The 21,320-nt window shown below is 42.8% G+C and carries 17 protein-coding genes and 1 tRNA gene; 5 read left to right on the forward strand and 13 right to left on the reverse strand.

What is annotated here, in order from left to right:
• Position 1 precedes the first annotated feature (1 nt).
• The 8 genes from BLS59_RS14355 to BLS59_RS14385 form a co-directional block, all read right to left on the reverse strand.
• Positions 2-2,176, reverse strand: a complete 2,175-nt coding sequence (locus tag BLS59_RS14355) for a right-handed parallel beta-helix repeat-containing protein (RefSeq protein ID WP_091149982.1) — start codon at positions 2,174-2,176, stop codon at positions 2-4.
• 10 nt (positions 2,177-2,186) lie between these two features.
• A complete protein-coding gene (locus tag BLS59_RS14360; RefSeq protein ID WP_091149983.1) occupies positions 2,187-4,529 on the reverse strand; it encodes a family 20 glycosylhydrolase in 2,343 nt (780 codons plus the stop codon).
• 10 nt (positions 4,530-4,539) lie between these two features.
• The gene (locus tag BLS59_RS14365; RefSeq protein ID WP_091149984.1) at positions 4,540-6,318 is read right to left on the reverse strand and encodes a RagB/SusD family nutrient uptake outer membrane protein; all 1,779 of its coding nucleotides are present in this window, start codon (positions 6,316-6,318) and stop codon (positions 4,540-4,542) included.
• Between the two features lie 15 nt (positions 6,319-6,333).
• A complete protein-coding gene (locus BLS59_RS14370; protein WP_091150209.1) occupies positions 6,334-9,642 on the reverse strand; it encodes a TonB-dependent receptor in 3,309 nt (1,102 codons plus the stop codon).
• A gap of 228 nt (positions 9,643-9,870) precedes the next feature.
• Positions 9,871-11,010, reverse strand: a complete 1,140-nt coding sequence (locus BLS59_RS14375; protein ID WP_091149985.1) for a FecR family protein — start codon at positions 11,008-11,010, stop codon at positions 9,871-9,873.
• 81 nt (positions 11,011-11,091) lie between these two features.
• Positions 11,092-11,712: an RNA polymerase sigma factor gene (locus BLS59_RS14380; RefSeq protein ID WP_240315240.1), complete on the reverse strand. Its 621-nt coding sequence runs from the start codon at positions 11,710-11,712 to the stop codon at positions 11,092-11,094.
• 205 nt (positions 11,713-11,917) lie between these two features.
• Positions 11,918-12,088, reverse strand: a complete 171-nt coding sequence (locus BLS59_RS31630) for a hypothetical protein (protein ID WP_162842637.1) — start codon at positions 12,086-12,088, stop codon at positions 11,918-11,920.
• 293 nt (positions 12,089-12,381) lie between these two features.
• Positions 12,382-12,455 (reverse strand) — tRNA-Ala (locus BLS59_RS14385).
• A gap of 802 nt (positions 12,456-13,257) precedes the next feature.
• Here BLS59_RS14385 and BLS59_RS14390 point away from each other — a divergent pair.
• The 4 genes from BLS59_RS14390 to BLS59_RS31640 all read left to right on the forward strand — a co-directional run bounded on the left by BLS59_RS14390 (position 13,258) and on the right by BLS59_RS31640 (position 15,205).
• On the forward strand, positions 13,258-14,454 hold the full coding sequence (locus BLS59_RS14390; RefSeq protein ID WP_205411272.1) for an MFS transporter: 1,197 nt from the start codon (positions 13,258-13,260) through the stop codon (positions 14,452-14,454).
• Between the two features lie 215 nt (positions 14,455-14,669).
• A complete protein-coding gene (locus tag BLS59_RS31635; protein WP_162842638.1) occupies positions 14,670-14,843 on the forward strand; it encodes a hypothetical protein in 174 nt (57 codons plus the stop codon).
• Between the two features lie 36 nt (positions 14,844-14,879).
• On the forward strand, positions 14,880-15,008 hold the full coding sequence (locus BLS59_RS32495; protein ID WP_262492950.1) for a hypothetical protein: 129 nt from the start codon (positions 14,880-14,882) through the stop codon (positions 15,006-15,008).
• Between the two features lie 38 nt (positions 15,009-15,046).
• Entirely contained in the window at positions 15,047-15,205 is a 159-nt protein-coding gene (locus BLS59_RS31640; protein WP_162842639.1) for a hypothetical protein, read from the forward strand.
• Between the two features lie 79 nt (positions 15,206-15,284).
• Here BLS59_RS31640 and lpxB read toward each other — a convergent pair whose 3' ends face one another.
• The 3 genes from lpxB to surE are packed head-to-tail and all read right to left on the reverse strand — an operon-like array spanning position 15,285 to position 17,453.
• Positions 15,285-16,397, reverse strand: coding sequence for a lipid-A-disaccharide synthase (gene lpxB / locus BLS59_RS14395; RefSeq protein ID WP_091149987.1), 1,113 nt, complete (start codon positions 16,395-16,397; stop codon positions 15,285-15,287).
• Entirely contained in the window at positions 16,394-16,663 is a 270-nt protein-coding gene (locus BLS59_RS14400; RefSeq protein ID WP_091149988.1) for a hypothetical protein, read from the reverse strand. Before BLS59_RS14400 ends, lpxB begins: the two co-directional genes overlap by 4 nt.
• Positions 16,664-16,679: 16 nt before the next feature.
• Positions 16,680-17,453 (reverse strand): 5'/3'-nucleotidase SurE, encoded by a 774-nt coding sequence (gene surE / locus BLS59_RS14405; RefSeq protein WP_091149989.1) that lies wholly within the window; start codon positions 17,451-17,453, stop codon positions 16,680-16,682.
• Between the two features lie 26 nt (positions 17,454-17,479).
• Between surE and BLS59_RS14410 the strand changes: the two genes are divergently transcribed.
• Positions 17,480-18,034: a Uma2 family endonuclease gene (locus BLS59_RS14410; RefSeq protein ID WP_091149990.1), complete on the forward strand. Its 555-nt coding sequence runs from the start codon at positions 17,480-17,482 to the stop codon at positions 18,032-18,034.
• A 44-nt stretch (positions 18,035-18,078) separates the two neighbouring features.
• Here the strand turns inward: BLS59_RS14410 and BLS59_RS14415 are convergent, their stop codons facing one another.
• A complete protein-coding gene (locus BLS59_RS14415) occupies positions 18,079-18,708 on the reverse strand; it encodes a hypothetical protein (protein ID WP_091149991.1) in 630 nt (209 codons plus the stop codon).
• A gap of 362 nt (positions 18,709-19,070) precedes the next feature.
• Positions 19,071-20,972 carry an acetate--CoA ligase gene (gene acs / locus BLS59_RS14420; RefSeq protein ID WP_091149992.1) on the reverse strand — a complete coding sequence of 634 codons (1,902 nt, stop codon included), beginning with the start codon at positions 20,970-20,972 and terminating at the stop codon, positions 19,071-19,073.
• Positions 20,973-21,320: the final 348 nt, after the last annotated feature.

Raw genomic sequence — 21,320 nt, forward strand, 5'->3', positions numbered from 1 at the left:
TTCAGGAAGTTCTTGAAGTTTGGTATAATATGTTAAACTGACCGATGAAGCTCATACAGCTTCCGGCTGTTGCAGCGATGGATGGCACAGGCAAAACAATATTATTTCCGCTGTTAATGGTTAAGCCATCCAAAAACAGTAATGTAAAGTTTCTTCCGCGTGTATTGTTACAACCTACCACAGCAGTTCCTGAAGCACCTGTACCACCGCCGCCGGTTATAGTTATTGCAGGCAAGCTGGTGTAACCCGAACCTGGGTTGGTGATATGAACACTTACTACTTTGCCAGAGTTGGAAACATCTGCAATAGCTGTGGCGCCACTGCCGCCCCCGCCCGAAATAGTAATTACGGGTGGACTGGCCGGGCTATATCCTGATCCACCGTTTGTGATCTGTATATCCAGCACTTTTCTGTAATAAGTTTGCTGGCTGAATGTACGGATATCTGTTATGGCTGTGGTACCGGTAACTACAAAGTATTCTCCGGCATCGGGTATAATCAAAGTTGCTGCAGATGGTATCAAAGCCCCGAGATAACCATTGCTTGAAAATGTATTCCCCCGGCTTACTACACGTCCGGGTGTTGTAACGATGATATTGTTATTATCCGAGAAACCGTTAACTGTATTGTTTTCTACGGTCACCAGATCAGCAAGCCGTCTTACATCTATACCTATCTGGGTAGCGGTTGATAAAGATATCTGGTTGCCGGTTATTTTCATTGCAGTCATCAACTGGTCAAATGAAGCGTCGGCCGCGCCATCCGAGCCGGGTACATCGATCTGTACGCCCGATGCGCCGCCGTTATTCTCCAAAACATTTCCACTTACAATGGAGTGCTGGCAGGCACCTACGTTTAGCCCGATAAACCCGCCGCCCGTTTGTGCAGCGTTATTAACGATGTAATTACCGCTTATGGTTGAATAGATCGTCCCACCCGCGTCAATACCATAACCGGTGTTTTGCTTACATATATTTCCTGAGATGATAGCACCCGCGCTGTTACACAATATACCCGCTACTACCGATGCCAGGGGTTGACCATAAACACCGTTAGAGTAACACAGATTATTTGTTACAACCGCCCCATCTGCCTGTACTGCCAGGCCATAAGACGAATTGAGATAAAATTGATTGGCGTCCACCTGGAAGTTAAGGTTGGCAGATGGCCGTGGCCCATAGATTAAATGCTGCGCAGTACCACCTGTATAATAGCCCAGTATGAACAACCCGCTGCCCTGGTTAGAATAGATCTTATTCCTGGAGATCAGGTAATTTTGCTGGGAGCCCGTAACAGGCGGGAAAACATACCACGAAATACTAACACCGCCGCTGTTGTTGGAAAACACCTCGTTGTCCAGTAAATGGATATGGTTCTCCTGGGTGCATTGCAGGCCGTAACCATCGTTATTGTCAAACTGGCACATCGAGATGCGGCGCAGGCCATTACTTATTTTATTACTGTTATTATCGCCGATATTTAAACCAACGCCATATCCTTTACCGCCTGTAAATCTGCACCGCTCAAAAAGCACTTCAAATACACCGGTTACAACTGTTACGGTGTGCGCCTGGTTGGTGTTATTAGTCCGGTTTCCGTCGAAGGTGATATCTATTGCTGTAAACCGCAGGTTTCTGGCATTCACCAATAATACGCCGCCTGTAGCGCTGTCGGTTCTCTTGATAATGGTTTTATCAATTCCTTCTCCTTCTATGGTGATATTAGTGGTTACGGTGATCAGCGATACACGGTATGTACCGGCGGGAAAAAAAAGCTTGCCGCCACCATACGTATTTAAATAGGCAACCGCGTTATTAATAGCGGCGGTATCATCCGTTGTTCCGTTGCCTACCGCGCCAAACCGGGGGTCTTTTACATTTAAAAAATACTGAAACTGTTGCGGTATATCTGTATTCAGGCTGTCTGATATTCCCATATCTACGGCTGATAAAGCGCTGGTGAGCGATCCGCTATCCCATTTAACAGTTACTGTGGTAACCGTGGAATATACTGCTGAAACAACATACCCGTACAAATAAGCGCTTCCAAGCGATGCTCTCACACGCCTTTGTTTAGCAACAATAGCGGTTTGATTTCCGGTAAACGAAAATGATGTAGCATTAATGTAGGTTGGCGTTAACCCTGCGGGCACCCAACCTTCTGGCAATAAAGGCATAATTTAAAGTTTAGTGATATAATAATTGTTCAATTGGTTCTTTTGTAGCTTTGGTCGGTTTCCTGATTTCGACCTTAAACGGATTGCCTGTCCACAAATTCAAATATTCGATGCGGACTTTGTGAAAGCCGGGCAGTAGTAAAACGGCGCCTTCCCGTTCGTGCCGGGTTAAACTCGATTGATTTTTAACATTGTCGATGATCATCGTATCATCAATATAAAGCCGGGTTTCAAAATCTGAGGTTAGGGAAAATGTATGCAGGCCGGCTTCTTCTATACTTATCAGCCCTTCGTAAATAATACCAAAGGCTGAGCTTTTCTTATAAAAATCCGCAACAGAAAAGCTTTTAACCTGCCCTGTCTCTGTTGGATTGATACACATTAACTCCGTAAAATCAGTAAACGAACCATTATACAATTGGTAAGTTAATCCCGCACTGGTTGTTGCAACCTTAGCCGGTTGTAACGGCGTTTGGTTATACATAATGGTACGGGTAGCAATACTTCTGTTTCCTGAAGATGTAACCACAATTGTTTGCAACTCTCTTTTCTCGTTAGGAGGCAAAATAAATGTGAGCGAATCCTTGTATTCTATATCCGTAATATCAGGAACTCGGCCATTGATTGTAAAAAAGATTTTTGCCCCGGGGAGCTCCGATCGGAGTTTAAAAGTGAATTTGCTCCCGATCATCATTGTATCTGTTGCCCCCGTTGCCGTCGGAACACGATAGTTGAAACCATCTCTGTCCAATCTGGCCAGGTGTACGGGTACCCTGATATGGGCGAAATCGTCAACGTTTTTCCTATCCACCGGTGTCCAGGCAATTTCGGCCAGAGACAACATGCGAGGCAGTAACATGTATTGCAATTTAGGTAGCGTAGGTATATATTCTGTCCAAATGTTTGCCTGTACACCAATAATATGTTTTTTCTCCTCCGGAGTTAAAACCTTTGGCTGCGGATCATACGAATACGTTTTTTGAAGTGAAGAGAATCCCCCGATATTTACAGGTTCCCTATCAGATGTGCTTTGTGCATGATCAAGATACAACCCATTCCCGGCCGGAGCCATAATGACATCATGGTTCATTTTTGCCGCCGCTATGCCGCCTTCTTCGCCCCGCCAGCTCATTACCGTTGCGTTGGGTGCTAATCCTCCTTCCAATATCTCGTCCCAGCCAATGATATTACGTCCTTTTTTATTAACGAATTTTTCTATACGATGAATAAAATAGCTTTGCAATTCATACTCGTCTTTCAACTTAAGATCTTTTATGAGTTTTTGTGTAAAAGCAGACTGTTTCCACGGGGTTTTATCGGCCTCATCACCACCGATGTGAATTAGTTTACTCGGAAACAGATCAATAACTTCGGTTAGTACATCTTCAAGAAATTTAAAGGTTTCCTCGGTAGGGCAGTAAAGGAAATCAGCCAACTCCTTATTTTTAACATCTTCGGGAAGCTGGCATTTAAGCTCGGGATAGGCACGCAAAGCGGCTCTTGAATGTGCAGGAATTTCTATTTCCGGTATAATCGTGATGTATCTTTCCTGGGCATATTTCACCAAGTCTTTAATTTCTTCCTGTTTATAGTAGCCGCCATAAGGCATTTCATCAAACCAATCCCTGTTAAAACCAATATGACTTTCTTTTCTGAATCCGCCAATTTGTGCCAGTTTGGGATATTTTTTTATTTCGATACGCCAGCCTTCATTATCGGTAAGATGGAAATGAAACCGGTTCAGTTTGTACGATGCCATAAGATCCAACAGGGTCTTAATATCTGATACGGAATAAAAGTGCCTGGCCACATCTACCATCAACCCCCGGTATGGAAACCTGGGATAATCATTAATTGTTAAACAAGGTATGGCCGCAGTTTTAGCAAACTTTAAAGGCAATAATTGGATAAACGATTGCACACCATACAGCAACCCGGCACCCTTTCCGATGATGGTAACTTTACGCGGTGTTACCTTGAGGCGGTATCCTTCGGCCAGAAGCGCTTCCGATCCCGTGCTGGTCAAAACTATCAATGGTGCCGATGCTGCAGCATTTGATTTGGCGACACTAATCTTTTTGCCGGTATGTGCAAACCTGCGGTTCAAATATTGTAACAGAAACAAAACGGTTCTATCGTTAGGGGCATCTGCTTTAATAACTGTTTGATTGCTGAGGATAAACGCACCTGTTGATTTTTCCAGTTGTACCGGTTGCGGTATAATGGTTACAGGTGCAGTTTCTTGAGCAAACAAACCGGTGCAAGTAAACATAAGCGATAAAAAAAGGGCATATTTTTCCCGTTTTCCATCCCTTAAGGGACGGAAAACAGAAAGAAAAAAAGGAAATTTCATAATTTAATTTTTATTGGTATCCGGGGTTTTCTACTAAATTGGGGTTATTACTTGTCCGGCCAAGTGTGATGGGCAAATAATAATTCCGTTGGAAAAAAGCGGGTACGCGCACAGTTCCGTCAATTTTTTCGATAACCATCAACTTATACTTGTTACTGGTAGGTTCCAATACATAGCGCAAACCAGATCCGTTCACGGACAGATCTGCCACGGCGGTCCGCCACCGTCTCACATCCCAATAACGCTGACCTTCAAAAGCCAGCTCAACTTTCCGCTCATGGTGTATCTTAGCCCTGTCTATAGAGGTCAGTAACTTAATTCCGCCTCGCTCCCTGATCTGATTAACAGCGTTTAAAGCATCATTGGTTTTTCCAAGTTCAAATGCGGCTTCCGCATAATTAAGCAATACCTCGCCATAACGGAAAATGATATAATCTGTTTGCGATGTTCCGCGAATGTTTTGCGTATTATCTTTCGCCTCATCCAAATATTTCATTACACCGAAACCAGTAGTGCCATCTTGTGTCCCCATAGCCAGCCTACCGTTATAAGAACCGTCGGTTTGTATGGTTCCGTCGGGTTTTAGTATCCCCATATGCCAGTCTATCAAGCCACCTTTCCAGGGTGTGTTCATGGTATAAAGCGTCGCAAAAAAGCGGGGATCTTTATCCTTCCACAAATCGGTAGTCGTCCATAGTCCCTGCTGAATGGCATTACGGTCTAATTTGCCTGAACTGCCGTCTGTATGTTCAAACTCTTCAGCCATTTCAAGGTAAACACCATCCGCATTTCCACCGCCCCAGGCATTGGGTACAGGGGTTTGAAAAAAATCATAGGCCCAGCCGTTACCACCTGCGTCTTTGTCGCTCAGGTTATGTGCTTTGGCCCATATAACTTCCGGGTTTCGTTTAACCAAAAAGATATTCCGGAAATTGGTGACCTTATCGGCATCGGCTTTATATAATGCATGACCGGAACCATTCATAATAAGGGTAGCAGCATCATAAGCTGCTTGATAATATTCTGTTGCTTTTGCAGCGGCGATACCCACCACCCCGTCTAATTGTACGGTACTAAATTGTGCTATACTTCCGGCATAAAGCGCGGCTCTGCATTTTAGTGCCAGGGCAGCGTACTTTGATGGTCTGCCATAGTCATTGTCAGCAACCTTTTCAGGAAGGTCATTAGCAACGGCATCCATCTCCGACAGCACAAAATCATATATTTCTTCTTCTTTGTTTCGCTTTGGATATAATGTAGCGTTATCGTCATCCAATTTCTGTGCTACTGTGATCAACGGAACGCCTCCATAGCGCTTTACCATTGCAAAATAGTTGAATGCCCTTAAAAATCTTGCCTCTGCAATCCGTTTCTTCTTCAGGTCTTCATCAATAGGCGAAGCAGGCATACGTTCAAGAAATATATTGAGTTCCCTGATAGATTTATAGGATAGTTCCCACCACTCCAGCAAACCACCATCTATTCTCAGATTACCAAATTTATAATTGTAAGCGTCTGCTACCCGGTTAGCTTTTGCTTCATCACTAACCTGGTTGATCTCAAAAGGTGTATACCATGATTCACCTGTATTCCAGTCGTTGCCCTTGGTTTCATTAGTCAAAATGGATAATTGACTGTATACCTGCGTAAGATAGGCATCGATCAATATGGGATCATTCCATACCGTGGCATCCGAAATAATGTCAAGGGGGACTTTATCTAACACATTTTTTTGGCAGGATGATGCCGAAAGTGCCAATACTATGATAAGCGTATATAACTTTTTCATTGCTTTAGTTTAACGTTAAAGTGAGACATTCAAACCCAGAGATAGGGTTCGTTGCTGAGGGTAATAAAGACCCAGGCTACCGGCGGGTGCTTCGGGATCAACCCCGTAATCTTTCAACCTGTCAAAGGTCAGCAGGTTAGTTCCGGCAAAATAAATCCGTAATTGCTGTACGTTTACTTTCTGAAGTACTGAAGCAGGCAAACTATAGCCCACGGTTAGCGACTTCAATCGCAAATAGCCCGCATTTTTGTAGTAAAAATCCGAAGCGAAAGAGTTAGAAGCTGCACCGCCCGATCTTGGCACAAGTGCGTTTGGATTATTATTAGCTTCCGTCCACCTCGAATTGAACTGGGTTTCGATAGGTACTAAACCGCGTTGAAGCGTTAAATAAGTGTAATGGCCAAACGCACCTTGCCATAAAGTGGCCAAATCAAAGTTTTTGTATTTAAACGCTGCATTTAACCCGACCATCCAGTGCGGTATTGAACCCATGCCTACATTTTTCTGATCCCGCCAATCTAACCTGCCATCGCCGTTCAGGTCAATAAAACGGATATCACCGGGCCGTAACGAGGCATTTTTTTGACCATCCTGATCGAACGGCAACGCGGCTATCTGATCCATCGAAGTAAACAGTCCGTCGCTGATATATCCGTAGGTATCATCGGTCCACCTGCCCGAACGTTTACTTATCCGTATTTGATCCGGATCCGTATATTCAGGCTCTTCATAATGGTTCCATTTTGACCTTGACCATGAAGCGTTAGCGCTGATATTCCAGGAGAAGTCATTCTTTTTTCCGGCGGTACCTAATTTTACTTCAAAACCTCTGTCATTGGTACTGTTTATATTTTCTGTAGGCAAAAGCGCGCCAAAGGTGGATGGCAATGTATTGCCCCGGGTAAATAGTATCCCGTTTCTTTCGCGGTAAAAAACCTCAAACTGGCCGCTTAATAAGCCGTTCCAGAATGATGCGTCAAGGCCTACGTTCGAGATTTTAATTCTTTCCCATGTTAAATTTGGATTGGCCAGCCAGGTAGAGGCTATACCTTGCGAAGCATTGTTACCAAACAGGTAGGTGCCACCATATTGATAACCTGACAAAAATTGAAAATTGCCAATGCCGTCATTTCCCGATTTACCATAACTGGCCCGTAATTTCAGTTCATCAAGGTATGAAGATGTGTTAGCTAAAAACTTCTCTCGCGAAAGTACCCAGCCTGCTGATACCCCAGGGAAGTAACCCCATCGCTTTTCGGGTGCAAATCTCGCCGATGCATCTGCTCTTAAGGTAGCTTCAAATAAATACTTGCTTTTATAGTCATATTTAAGTCTGCCGATATAACTTTTCCGGCCGCCTTCAGTAGCAAGTCCGTTTGCGAATTGATTAACTGTACTTCCGCCAAATAGCTGATCTATAGCAGGCGTTAAAAAATTGGTTCTTGCCCCGGTTAAAAAATCGCTTCTGGAAGTGATCTCTTCATATAGCGCAAGGGCTGAGATATGATGATCGTCCCTTATAATGCGATCATAGTTCAACGACAGTTGGGTTGTAAGTATCCTGCTTTTGGTATCGCCAATACTTAGCGACGCCTTTGACCCCATAGAGCCCGCCAGGGAATATATACCGCTGGTATAATCATAGTAATAAAAACTTACAGGCTTGGTAAACGCCTTTTCGGTGATGTAATCCTGCAAATAATTAAATAACGCTCTTGCAGAAAGGCCCTTTACTTTTGCTATGTTGTAGTTTAGCGCAATGGTACCTTTGAGATTTTGCTTACTGGTTTTGTTATAGCCCGATATGTCACTATTCGTGGTAATATGCGCTCCTCCCGTTCCTCCTCCGTTAGCAAATGGTATTTTCGTAGGATCTGGAAACTCAGATGGGTATATGGGTAGTGTATTCCAGAAATCCTGCCAGGCCGCGCCGTTGGATGATTGGGGACGCAACGGATAATTCATATCTTCAATAACCGTAGAAAGGTCAAATTGCAAAGACAAATTGTCTGTAATTTTTGCATCAATGTTCGACTGTAAGTTATACCGGTTGTAGTCGCCGCCATTTTTTCGCCATATTGACTCCTGATCAGTATAACCTAGAAAACCGTAAAATTTTATTTTCTCTGAACCGCCACGCACCGATAAGTTTGTTTGAACCTGCGGTGCCCATGGCCTGATAAGTACGTCGTACCAATCGGTGTTTGGAAAATTAGGGTCAGTACCGTCGTAGTATTTATTAATCTGTTCCTGTGTGTACGGTGCAGTTGCTTCCGGTTGCCCTGACTGTAGCCATGCTTCCCTACGCAATTCGGCATATTGACCGGCATTAACCGGGTGCGGCATATTGGTTACACCTTGTAGCGTATAGTTGCTGGCAAGTGAAATTATGGGCTTTTTGCCGCCCCCTCTCTTTGTGGTAACTAAAATTACCCCATTGCCAGCCCGTGCACCGTAAATAGACGCGGAAGCATCTTTCAGGATCGATACTGATTCAATTTGATTTGCATCAATGTTGTTCATGTTCGATTCAACACCATCTACGATAACCAGTGCATTGCCAAATCCGCGGATGCTTAACGTGGCGGCGTCACTCCCGGGCTGGCCGCTTAGCTGCTGGGAAACCAAGCCCGGCAGGCGGCCCGCCAGCGCATTGGTTACGCCGGCCAGGGGCGCCGCTGTGAGATCTTCGCTTTGAACAGTGGAAATTGCCCCCGTTAATGTTTTTCGTTGCTGTGTACCATATGCTACCACAACCACTTCATCAAGCTTACCCAAATTCAGCGCGAGCACAACATCAATAACCTTTTTATTAGCAACCTGAACCTCTTGCGTCTGGTATCCGATATAACTGAACATCAATACCCCATCAGGTTCCGTTTTAATCGTATACTCACCATTATTGTTCGTAACGGTTTGTACCGGCGAGTTCTTTACCGTCACGGTAACGCCCGGTATAGGTAGCCCCTTATCATCCAGCACGCGGCCGTTAACTGTCGTTTCAACCATGATCGGTGCGGTTGTCGTCACTTCCTTTTTGGTAACTATTACCGAATTATTTTCAATGGTGTAGTTTAAAGGCTGGCCGGCAAAAAGCTGTTTCAGCGTTTCAGTCAAACCAGCATTTTTTACATGTATGCTGATCTTTCCGGCCCCTTTTACCGTAGTGGCATTAAATATAAAATCATAACCACTTTGGGCTTTGATCTGGCTGAACACCTCGGGTAGCGAGGCATTTGTTTGTGATAAGGTGATCTTCTGTGCAAAGGAACTTGCGCTCACCTGCAGCATAGAGATCACGATAATCAGCGTTGTTAACTTCATAATTAACAGGCTTTTGTAAATGCAGCGGGGCGGCTGCACCAATTTTTGTTTGTAAAATTTGTACATTTGACAAGCTTGGGTTTAATATGCAATGCGCCTTTCATTTTCAGATGGTTACGGCACCTTGCGGTTCTTCAATTAGTTTAATTGGGATAATCTAAGTACATAGTCATCCCGGCTCCACCCGGGGTGACTTTTTGACTAGATCATTTTAAGGCATGTATAGCGTTACTGCATGACGGTTACCCTCCTTCCTTCTATCTTAAAATGAACACCTTGCGCTTTTTCAAGCATTTTTAACACTTCAGTAATATTCTTTGAGCGGGCAATGCTTCCGTAATAGCGTTCGTCTGTTACCTGCCCCTTATAATCTACCTCTATATTATACCATCGTTCCAGTTTCCGCATAATGCTGCTGATATCTTCGGCATAGAAACTGAAATTCCCGTTTTGCCAGGCAACGGCTTCTTCGATGTTTGCCCTTTGCACCATGAGCCTGTTATTACTCAACAATGATTGTTCTCCGGGTTTCAAGACTTCAGCAAACTGTTTGTCGGCACTTTGTACCCTGACAGAGCCCTCCAGCAAAGTCGTTTTAGTTTGTTCTTCATCGGCATAACTATTGACGTTAAAGTGCGTGCCTAATACCTGAATCTCTTGTTTGTTGGTAGATACCTGAAATGGAACAGGTAAGTTTGAGTGCGTACTCTTAGCTACTTCGAAATATGCTTCACCTTTTAATTCCACCTTTCTGGCGGCCAGGCCTGCAAAACTCGATGGAAACCTGAGTGAGGATACTGCATTGAGCCAAACCTTTGAGCCATCCGGTAAAACTACCTCGTATTGACCGCCTTTGGGTGTCTCAATGGTGTTATACACTAAAGAAGCACTATGCCCCTGATCGGCAATGACGTAACTTAACTGCCCGTCTGCGGTTTTCAAAACCTGCACGCCGGCCTGCGTTGCAATAGCGCCGTTCTTTTGATCTGTTAAACTGATCCGCTTACCATCAGCCAAAACGAGATAAGCTTTATTTCTACCAGGAACAATGATGTTTTGAGCAGTTGTAGATGGATGGGTTTTTCCGGATGGCTTGGTGACATAATTATACATGCCGATACCCACAGCAATAACTATGACTGCTGCTGCAACATATCTTGCCCATATTTTAACAATTGAGGCTTTTGGCTTTGGCGCTACACCCGCCCAGAGACGTTGTTGCGCTTTTACAAGTTGTTCTTCAGAAAGCGCTGTTCTGTCTTCCTCGTTCCAGTTCAGGTACCACCTTTCAAGCAGTGCCTTTTCCTCCTCGGTGCACTCGCTATTCTGATACTTTTTAATTAGGGCCTTTAATTGGTTACGCTGCATTACTACAAGGATGTCTTAGCTTCATCCATCAGTAATACGATCATGTTAGCACCATAGGGGATGCATTGTAAAAATATTTTTTTATTGGTTTAACAGGTAATACGCGATCATCATCATCCCGATCTTGGGCCGCAGGATCTTCAGTGCTTTCTTCATCTGATCTGCAACGGTTGATTCGGCGATATTCATTTTCAACGCAATCTCCTTGTAAGACAAGTTATCTTTTCTGCTTAGCTCAAACACCTCCCGCATTCGGGGTGGTAAAGCGGCAATTTCCTTTTCGATAAGTTCTGCGAACTGTTTTTCCCTAATCAGGTAATCGGCGATGGGATAATGTTGAGTATCAAATTTAAGGAAAGACTCTTCATAAGCCGCAGCCACGTTTCTATGCCTGATCATGTCGAAAATCGCGTTGCGAACACCGGTAAATAAATAACCTGCAAGATTGATTTTACGCTCGTCCCCAGCGGTAAGGCCGTCACCAAAGCGCGCTCTTTTATCCCATAGCTTTAGGAACATTTCTTGCACCACGTCGTGCGCATCATCTTCGTTACGTAATTTATTGTAAGCATGTGCGTAAAGTGGGGCACTGTATCGATTAAATATCTCGGTATACGCTAAATGGTCTTCCCTATTTAAAAGGTCAAGGAGCTCATTATCATGGTATGCTTTATAAACCGGCATCCTGTCGTATTTAATCAAAAATGTGGCAAATAATTAGAGTGCCAATATAACTATTTTCTTGATTAAGAATTAAATACTTGCAAAATCGACCGGCATAATATTAAAAAGCGAAAGCCCTGAGATCTTGTAAGAAGTAGTTCGAGAAACGTCCAGTAAGGGCTACCTCATGCACTTAGCCAAAAGTGAAAGATTTTCGACCCGATTTGTGGAAGATTTGGAGCGTTTAAGCCGTATTGATAGCCTTTGAGTGATTTTGAAAATCTTTTGCTTTAGTATTTTGAATCAACGTGCGAAAGGCCTTTTTTAATCTTACGTCCTTTATTTTTAAGTCGATATGGCGGGAATCTGAACCCACGACTTCCAGCACCCCATACTCTTGCGAATGGTCTTTCATAGGTAGTGTAATTCGCTCGTTTTTTAATCTGTATTAAAACTACCATTATTACCATTAAGGGAGTTGAACATCCGATATGAAGGATCGAAAAAGAAGTGAGTATCGGGTAAAATTAGTTTTTGACATGCGCGGGATGTAATCTAAATTGACTAAAAAATATCAAAAAAAAACATTTCGCGCATTTTTCGAAGTACTAAAACTTGATAATAAGGGATGAAAGTGTTGTACCTATGTTGTACCTGTAAAAAAATCAGGCTTTTAGATGCCAATCTAAAAGCCTGATAATCAATGTGTGGAGAATATCGGAGTCGAACCGATGACCTCTTGCATGCCATGCAAGCGCTCTAGCCAGCTGAGCTAATCCCCCGTTTTGATGGAGTGCAAATATATGCGTTTAGATGATATTTGCCAATAAAGTTTAAAATTTGCTGATCAATAAATTTTCAACTTGTTTGTGGTATAAAACTCCCCTAAAAATAACTTGATTAAGGCTCAAGGCCGACAAAACCAATGCTAAATAATTAGCCAAAGAAACGTTACTGAAAAACAAACCGGAGCAAAACAGAAAAGCTATAAAACAAGTAAAGCCCCTGATGGGCAGGGGCCTTTACTAACCAATTATAAACCTAAATTATGAGAAGACTATTTTATGTGTGTTTTTATTATGGTGTAAAAGTAACACTAACTTTTTAATTACACTAATTTTATTTTGTAATTTTTTTGTAACATTTATCAAAACAACTCACATCCCCTGTTTGATTCTCAAAAATACAAATAAAACTTTATAAATCTGATAATTTTTCAAATCTTTTTAATCAACATAATTAAATAACACTTTTTTGAATCAATTATTATTAATCAACCATTTTATTTTGATAAAAAATCAATTTTTAACAAATTTTAACATAAAAAAAATTAAAAAATAGAACAAAAATAAATTTTCAACGCAAATACTTGTCAAAATTTCATTTTAAATCTATTTTTTTAAAGAACAAATGCATTTTTTTGTCAAAATTTATAAAAAACATCTGCTTGCGGTAATATTTTCTTCAATATTTAAACTCCATAACATTTATCTTATTGTTTTTTATGAGATAAAAATTACTTTAATAAAGCCTTTTTTAAAAAATGCTTACGCACTTTTGCACCGCATTTACTTAAAAACAGCCATGACAGCTACCCAGCCATCAAAAGATCATCCGCATTTAACCATGTTCACGTTATGGATCATGACCATTGCAACATCATTGGTGGTGGCTAATATTTACTACAACCAGCCCCTGCTGGCCGATATTGCACACACTTTTAACATCACCGATAAAAAAGCGCAGCAAGTATCGCTGTTCACTCAAATTGGTTATGCCACGGGGCTGTTGTTCATTATTCCGCTGGCCGATATGGTTAAACGCAAGAGGCTTATAGTTATAGATTTTGCTGTGGTTATTATAGCCCTGCTGGCCAGCGCTATGGCAACCTCTATTTTGGTGATGACGGTGGCGGGGTTTCTGCTGGGTTTATCGTCGGTTATTCCGCAATTGCTTATACCAATGGCGGCGCACCTGGCCAAACCACACGAGCGCGGTAAAAAAATAGGTTTTGTGATGAGCGGTCTGCTGATAGGCATACTGCTATCGCGCACACTGAGCGGTTTTGTGGGCGAGCATTGGGGCTGGCGGGCCATGTATTATATAGCTACGGGATTGATGCTGGCCATGTGGCTCATGATATTTTTGTTTTTACCCGAAGTAGAACCCGATTATAAGGGTAATTATAAAAACCTGATGAAATCGTTGGTGCATTTAATTAAAACACAGCCCAAACTGCGTATGGCGGCATTTCGCGGGGCTTTGTGCTTTGCGGGTTTCAGCGCATTTTGGACAACCCTTGTATTCCTTTTAAAACAGCCGCAGTTTAACGAGGGCAGTGCGGCGGCAGGCGCCTTTGGCCTGGTGGGCGCCTTCGGGGCCTTGGCAGCCGGGATGATGGGTCGCCTGAGCGATAAAATGGACTCGTACAAACTCTCGGGCTATACCTTATTATTGGTGCTCATCTCCTACATTGTATTCTACTTTTCCAGCCATAGCATTGCCGGGCTCATTATTGGGGTTATCATATTGGATATGGGCGTACAGGCCACGCATATCTCCAATCAATCCATCATTTTCTCGCTGATACCGGAGGCGCGCAACAGGCTTAACACGGTATATATGGTATCATACTTTGTGGGCGGTGCATCCGGCACGTTCCTGGCCAGCCAGCTTTGGAAAAATTACCAGTGGAACGGTGTATGCGCCATAGGTGCCGCTTTTGCCGGCATTGCACTTATTGTGCACTTTATTAACTACAAGAAAAACGTTCGGATTTAGGGCAGGTGTTCGGAATCATAGTTATCAGCGTACAGTTTGAAAACAAACCCCACATACGCTGTATAAAAAAACCAAAAAAATATTTGGTTCAAAAACCTTTAAAAACAGGCAATTACATCGTATCGTAAAAAATTACAGACGCTGAAATGACTTTTTTTTGATGCACACCAATTTTTGGCACAGGATTGGAATACTACTCATCAAACATAACTGTTATGGAAACTAAAAAGAAAACGGTTAAGGAAGAAGAAAAAGAATGGCAAAACCCGGTAGAGCCAGCAAAAACAACTGATCCGCGAGATCAGGAACAAATTTTAAGGCAATACAACGAGGCAAAAAGGCGCAAGGATAACCTTACCGAAAACCAGGAAACAGAAAAAGAAGATTAAACAAAAGACATTTAAAATATACAAAAAACTAAAACTATGAAAACCACAAGAAAACCAGCAACCAGCAAATTAACAGCACGTTTTGATAACGAATTGAAGATGATTATAATGAACGATTTAAAAGCATTGAAAGCACGCACACAAGGATTACCAACTGCTGCTTAATTAACATACACCTATTTATCTACACGATACACCTACCTATGAAAACTTACAAAACACCATCTGCCAGTAAATTAGTTGCCCGCTTTGACAATGAATTGAAGAATATGTTATTGCAAGATCTTAGGAGCTTCAAAGCAAACAGTACCGTAAGGAATATCAGTCAACAGGCGGCCCGCGAAAATATGTCGGCAGCCTGATATCATCATATATACATCTACCTATAAAGTTTTACAACATCACCTATGAAAACGATAAAGCCCTGCAAATTGCGGGGCTTTATTTTTTTGCGGCGTATTTTATAATGAGCGCTGCTGTTTTTGCCGATGCACCGGGGGTACCCATGCGCTCGTCCAGCTTATCATAGTTATTGAGCATGGCTGCCCGGTAAGCTTTATCGTTAAGTATAGCATTGAGTTCGGCAGCTATTTTAAATTCGGTACAATCCTGCTGAATTAGCTCTTTTACAATTTCCCGGTCAACAATAAGGTTTACCAGTGATATAAATTTAATTTTCACCAGTACTCTTGCTATAGCTATAGTTACGGAGTTGCCTTTGTAAACCACCACCTGCGGTACATTAAAAAGAGCAGTTTCCAACGTGGCGGTGCCCGATGCTACAACGGCTGCCTCGGCATGTTTAAGCAAATTGTAAGTAGCGTTAAATATTATGGGGATGTTGCTATCCTGCAAAAATTCGGTATAAAAATCGACTTTAAAAGATGGCGCGCCGGCTATCACAAACTGAAAATCTGTAAACTGTTTGGCCACGGCAACCATATCGGGCAGTAAATAACTAATTTCCTGTTTGCGGCTGCCGGGCAGCAGGGCAACAATTCTTTTTCCCTCCAGGTTGTGCTGCTTCAAGAAACCGGAATCTGGCTTAAAGGCCGAAATGGCATCCAGCAGGGGGTTACCCACATAATCAACTTCCATGCCCCAGCTTTTATAAAATTCCACTTCGAAAGGCAGGATGCAAAACAGGTGGTCTACTATCCGCTTGATCTTTAAAACCCGTTTCTGGTTCCAGGCCCAAACTTTGGGCGATATATAATAGTATACCTCCAGACCGATGCTTTTGGCGTATTGGGCAATTTTAAGGTTGAAGCCCGGAAAATCTATCAGCACCAAAACATCGGGCTGGTATTGGCTGATGTCCTGCTTACACGATTTCAGGTTTTTAAGGATAGCCGGTAAATTTGCCACCACTTCCACAAAACCCATAAAGGCCATATCGGCATAGTGCTTTACCAGTGTACCGCCTTCGGCCTGCATAAGGTCGCCGCCAAAGAAACGAAAGTCGGCCGCATTGTCCAGCTTTTTTAATTCCTTCATTAAATTAGCCCCATGCAAATCGCCCGAGGCCTCGCCGGCTACCAGGTAATATTTCATCTGAGGGGTTGTAATTTAAAAATGAACACGGCGGCCATAAATAAAAAGGTAACCACAATTATACCCGCTCCTGTTTTATCCATTCCTTTTTTATAGCAATAACGGGTAATAAAAAGATTTAAAGCGATGGCCACCAGGTAGGGAGTGCCGGGTTTATCGAAGATGAGAAAATTACCCTTCAGCAAATACAAAAATATAAACAAGCTGATGCCGGGCAGTATGGAACCACCTATGATACCGGCTGTTATGGTATTGTTTTTTAGCATTTATTGGCGAAGTAAATTAAACATTAAACTTCCAGTTATTTAAATATTGAATGGCATAGTGGGCAGTCATATCAAACTGAATAGGCACAACCGAAGCGTAATTATGTGCCAGCGCCCATGAATCAGTATCCTCGCCGGCATCATCTAACTGAAATTCGCCGGTAAGCCAGTAATAGGTACGCTTATGCGGATCAACCCGCTCATCAAATTCTTCGGCCCATTTGGCATTTGCCTGCCTGCAAATTTTAATGCCTTTTATATTATTTGTATTAGGGAAGTTAACGTTCAGCAAGGTATTTACCGGCAAGCCGTTAGCCAAAACCTGCAGCGCCACTTCTTTAACAAACTTTAAGCAGTGGCTAAAATTGGCATCGAGGTTATAATCATCCAATGAAAAACCTATTGATGGAATGCCTTCTATAGCGCCCTCAACCGCTGCCGACATGGTGCCGGAATACAGCACATTGATAGAATTATTTAAACCATGATTAATGCCCGATACACAAAGATCGGGTTTTTGGCCTTTAAATACTATGTTAACCGCCAGCTTAACACAATCAACCGGGGTGCCCGAGCAGCGGTACATTTCTATGCCCTCGTAAATATCTACCTTATCTAAACGCAGCGGTTTGCCAATGGTAATGGCATGCCCCATGCCCGATTGCGGACTATCCGGCGCTACCACCACTACACGACCAATAGTGCTCATTACTTCCAACAGGGCTTTAATACCGTGTGCCGTTATACCATCGTCGTTTACAACAAGTATTGTAGGTTTCGCTGTTTTCATTGTGCGAAATTAGTTATATTCGATTGATGTTGATTACTGACAAGAAAAAGAAATACACCATTGATGATTATTCGCTCCTGGAAGAAGGTGCCCCTTTTCAGTTAATAAACTATGATTTAATTAGGTCGCCATCACCGCTTGCTATACATCAGGTAATTTCCGCAAAAGTTTTGCAAACCTTGTTGAATTTTTTAGACAGCAAAAACGACAATGGGTTTTTGGTAAGTGCACCTATGGATGTAAAATTTGATGATGGGAATATCCTGCAGCCGGATATCCTTTATATTTCAGAAGAACGGATCCCTGAACTGATAAAAGACCGTATTGAAGGCGCACCCGATTTGATCATCGAAATACTTTCGCCGTCAAACGCTTATTATGATCTTCGCCAGAAAAAGGATATTTATGAAAAGTACGGCGTTAAAGAATATATTATAATTGACCCTGTACAAGAGAACGCAGATCTTTATTTATTGAAGGAGGGTGCCTACTATCTGCATCAAAAAGCACAAAAAACAGAAACACTGAACTCTTTATTATTACCTGGCTTCGGTATCCAACTTTCAAAATTCTTTAAATAAAGAATCCTTCCTCTTTTAATCCTTCCATCATTAATCAATCCGCTCTACTCCTCTTTCTCAAACTGTTTTAAAACTTTGCGTTGGGTGTTGTTATCTTTCCAGAGGTTTATTTTGTAGTGGTCTACACCTTCGTCTTCATCGGGGTTTACATTGGTGAGGCCGTACGAATAAACGCGCACACGATAGGTACCCGGGGTTACAATGGCCTTTAAAGCCACTTTACTATCCGGGTAATTATATACCAGCAACAATCCCGAGCTTATTTTTACACCGGCTTCAACCACATGATCATACCGGGAAAAGTCTTTTTCCTTGTCGGGCGCGTCCAGCACATTTAGCTGCGCCTTTACGTGGCCATAGCTGGCTATGCTTATGCCCAGCACATCATCGGCAACGGCCAGCCGGGCGGCATAAGCCTTGGGCGACCAAAATTCATCATCGCCTGTGTTGCTCAGATAACCCGAATCAGATAAGTAAAACTGGTTATGGGCCGTAAAAAAATCGAGATTATATCTTGTTGACGGATTGTTGATGAAGGAAAAAAGAACAAGGATTAAGGGAATAAAGACAAAGGAGCTGAGAGAGAAAAGGTTTTTAGAGCAAAACTTTTGGGAGCAAAGAACAAGGATAAAAGATTTCATCCTCGCCAATCGCTTATTTTTCTTTTCTTCCATCTTATGTCGATTATATCCTTAATCCAAAAGCTCCTACTCTTTGTTCTTTTCAATGAAAAACGTTGTCGTTTCCCAATGCAAGTTCCGGCGTCCACGCCGGAGTTAGAAAACGGTAAGCGTCCACGCTTACCATACTAAGCAAATGGGCGTGGACGCCCATGCCAAGATCAGTTCAGGCGCAGACGCCTGAACTTGCAACGTTCTTTTCAATAAAAACGTCTGTCATTTCGAACGAGGTACGAGGAGAAATCTTGTGCGACTTTGCATTTCGTCTAAGATTTCTCCTCGTACCTCGTTCGAAATGACAATATCGGGAGCAAGTCCGAAAGTCCTTACTCCTTGTTCCAAAAGTCCTTTCTCTCCTACAGTTTCCCTGCTTTTATTTCATCTACAATGGCAGGATCCAATAGCGTTGAGGTATCGCCCAAGTTTGCTGTATCGCCTTCGGCAATTTTGCGTAAAATACGACGCATGATCTTGCCCGAACGTGTTTTTGGCAGGCCGGTTACAAACTGTATTTTATCGGGCTTGGCTATAGCACCAATAATGCGCGATACCGTCATGATGATATCCTTGCGGGTAATTTCTTCGTCGCCATGCTTATCCGGACTAACCACATAAGCGTAAACGCCTTGCCCCTTAATATCATGCGGATAACCAACTACGGCCGATTCAACCACACTGCTGTGCATGTTAATGGCGTTCTCTACCTCGGCCGTACCAATACGGTGACCAGATACATTCAGCACATCATCTACCCTGCCGGTGATGCGGTAATAACCGTCCTCATCGCGCAGGCAACCATCGCCGGTAAAATACATATCGGGGTAGGTGGCAAAATAAGTGGTGCGGCAACGCTCATGATCGCCATAAGTGGTGCGCAGCATACCCGGCCAAGGGAATTTAATACAAAGGTTTCCGCTTACGCCGTTACCTTCAATTACGTTTCCGTTTTCGTCAACCAACACTGGCTGTACACCCGGCAATGGCAGGGTGGCATAACCCGGTTTGGTTGGGGTAACGTTGCAAATGGGCGATATCATTAAACCGCCATTTTCGGTTTGCCACCAGGTATCGGCAATGGGGCAATTACCATGACCAATTTTTTCATCGTACCAATGCCATGCTTCCTCATTAATTGGCTCCCCTACCGAACCCAATTTGGTAAGCGAACTAAGGTCTTTCCCCTTCAGCGGTTCCTCGCCAAAGCTCATTAACGAGCGAATGGCGGTTGGCGCAGTATATAATATATTTACTTTAAACTTATCTACAATATCCCAAAACCTACCTGCATCAGGGTAGGTTGGCACGCCCTCAAACATCAGCGTTGTTGCCCCCTGCGATAGCGGCCCGTATACAATGTACGAGTGCCCGGTGATCCAGCCTATATCGGCAGTACAAAAATATACCTCGCCTTTATTGTACTGAAAAACGTTGGCAAAGGTATAGCCCGTGTACACCATATAGCCGCCGGTGGTATGCACCACGCCCTTTGGCTTACCTGTAGAGCCAGATGTATACAGTATAAACAGCATATCCTCGGCATCCATAGGCTCGGGAACGCACTCGGGATTACCCTGAGTTTCTACCTTTTTAATTTCATCTTCCCACCAAACATCACGCCCTTTAATCATTGATACCGGGGTACGACTGCGGGTAAGCACAATAACCCGCTTTACAGATTTGCACTGCACCAGCGCATCGTCAATAACGGTTTTAAGGGGGATAGCTTTGTTGGCACGGAAACCGCCATCGGCAGTTATTACGATGTTACATTCGGCATCGTTAATCCTATCGGCAATTGATTGTGCCGAGAAACCACCGAAAACAACCGAGTGAATGGCACCGATACGGGCACAAGCCAAAACAGCGATGGCCAGCTCGGGAATCATGGGCATATAAATACAAATACGATCGCCTTTTTTTGCACCGTTATTTTTCAGTACGTTGGCAAACTGGCAAACCTTATCGTGTAGTTGTTTATAGGTTAGTATACGGTGATCTTCCTGCGGATCATTTGGCTCCCAGATAATGGCAGGCTTATCGCCCATGGTTTCCAGGTGGCGGTCAAGACAGTTTTCGGTTATATTAAGCTTTGCACCCTGGAACCATTTAATGTTTGGTTCTTTAAAGTTCCAGTCCAGCACTTTATCCCATTTTTTTTGCCATAGGAAATTTTCGGCAATACCGGCCCAAAACTCTTCGGGTTTTTCAACGCTTTGCTGATAAACCTGCTTGTATTCTTCAAATGATGTAATCTTCATAGTGGTTATAATGGTGGGCCTAATTTAGGTATTTATGTGTGAAGTAGGCATTAAAAGTGCAACTTATTAAAAAAATTTAAAAAGAATGATACTTAGTGGTTTTCAATTGATTTAAATAGACTACAGATTTAAAAAAAACAAATCTTCTCTGTAATTATACTTTTTTTGCCGGTATCTGTTTTAAAAAGTATTGCACAAACGGTTGCAATAAATGGCAATATAACTTGGGTGATATGGTCTGTATATAACTTATTTAAGGCGCTTTAATCTTTTTTGAATTATTTTTAAAACACACTTGAATATGTGATTAAAAAGTCTGATATTTGCAAACTCTTTTTGAATAAAGGG

It is taken from the genome of Mucilaginibacter pineti (assembly GCF_900101875.1).
Lineage (GTDB): Bacteria > Bacteroidota > Bacteroidia > Sphingobacteriales > Sphingobacteriaceae > Mucilaginibacter > Mucilaginibacter pineti.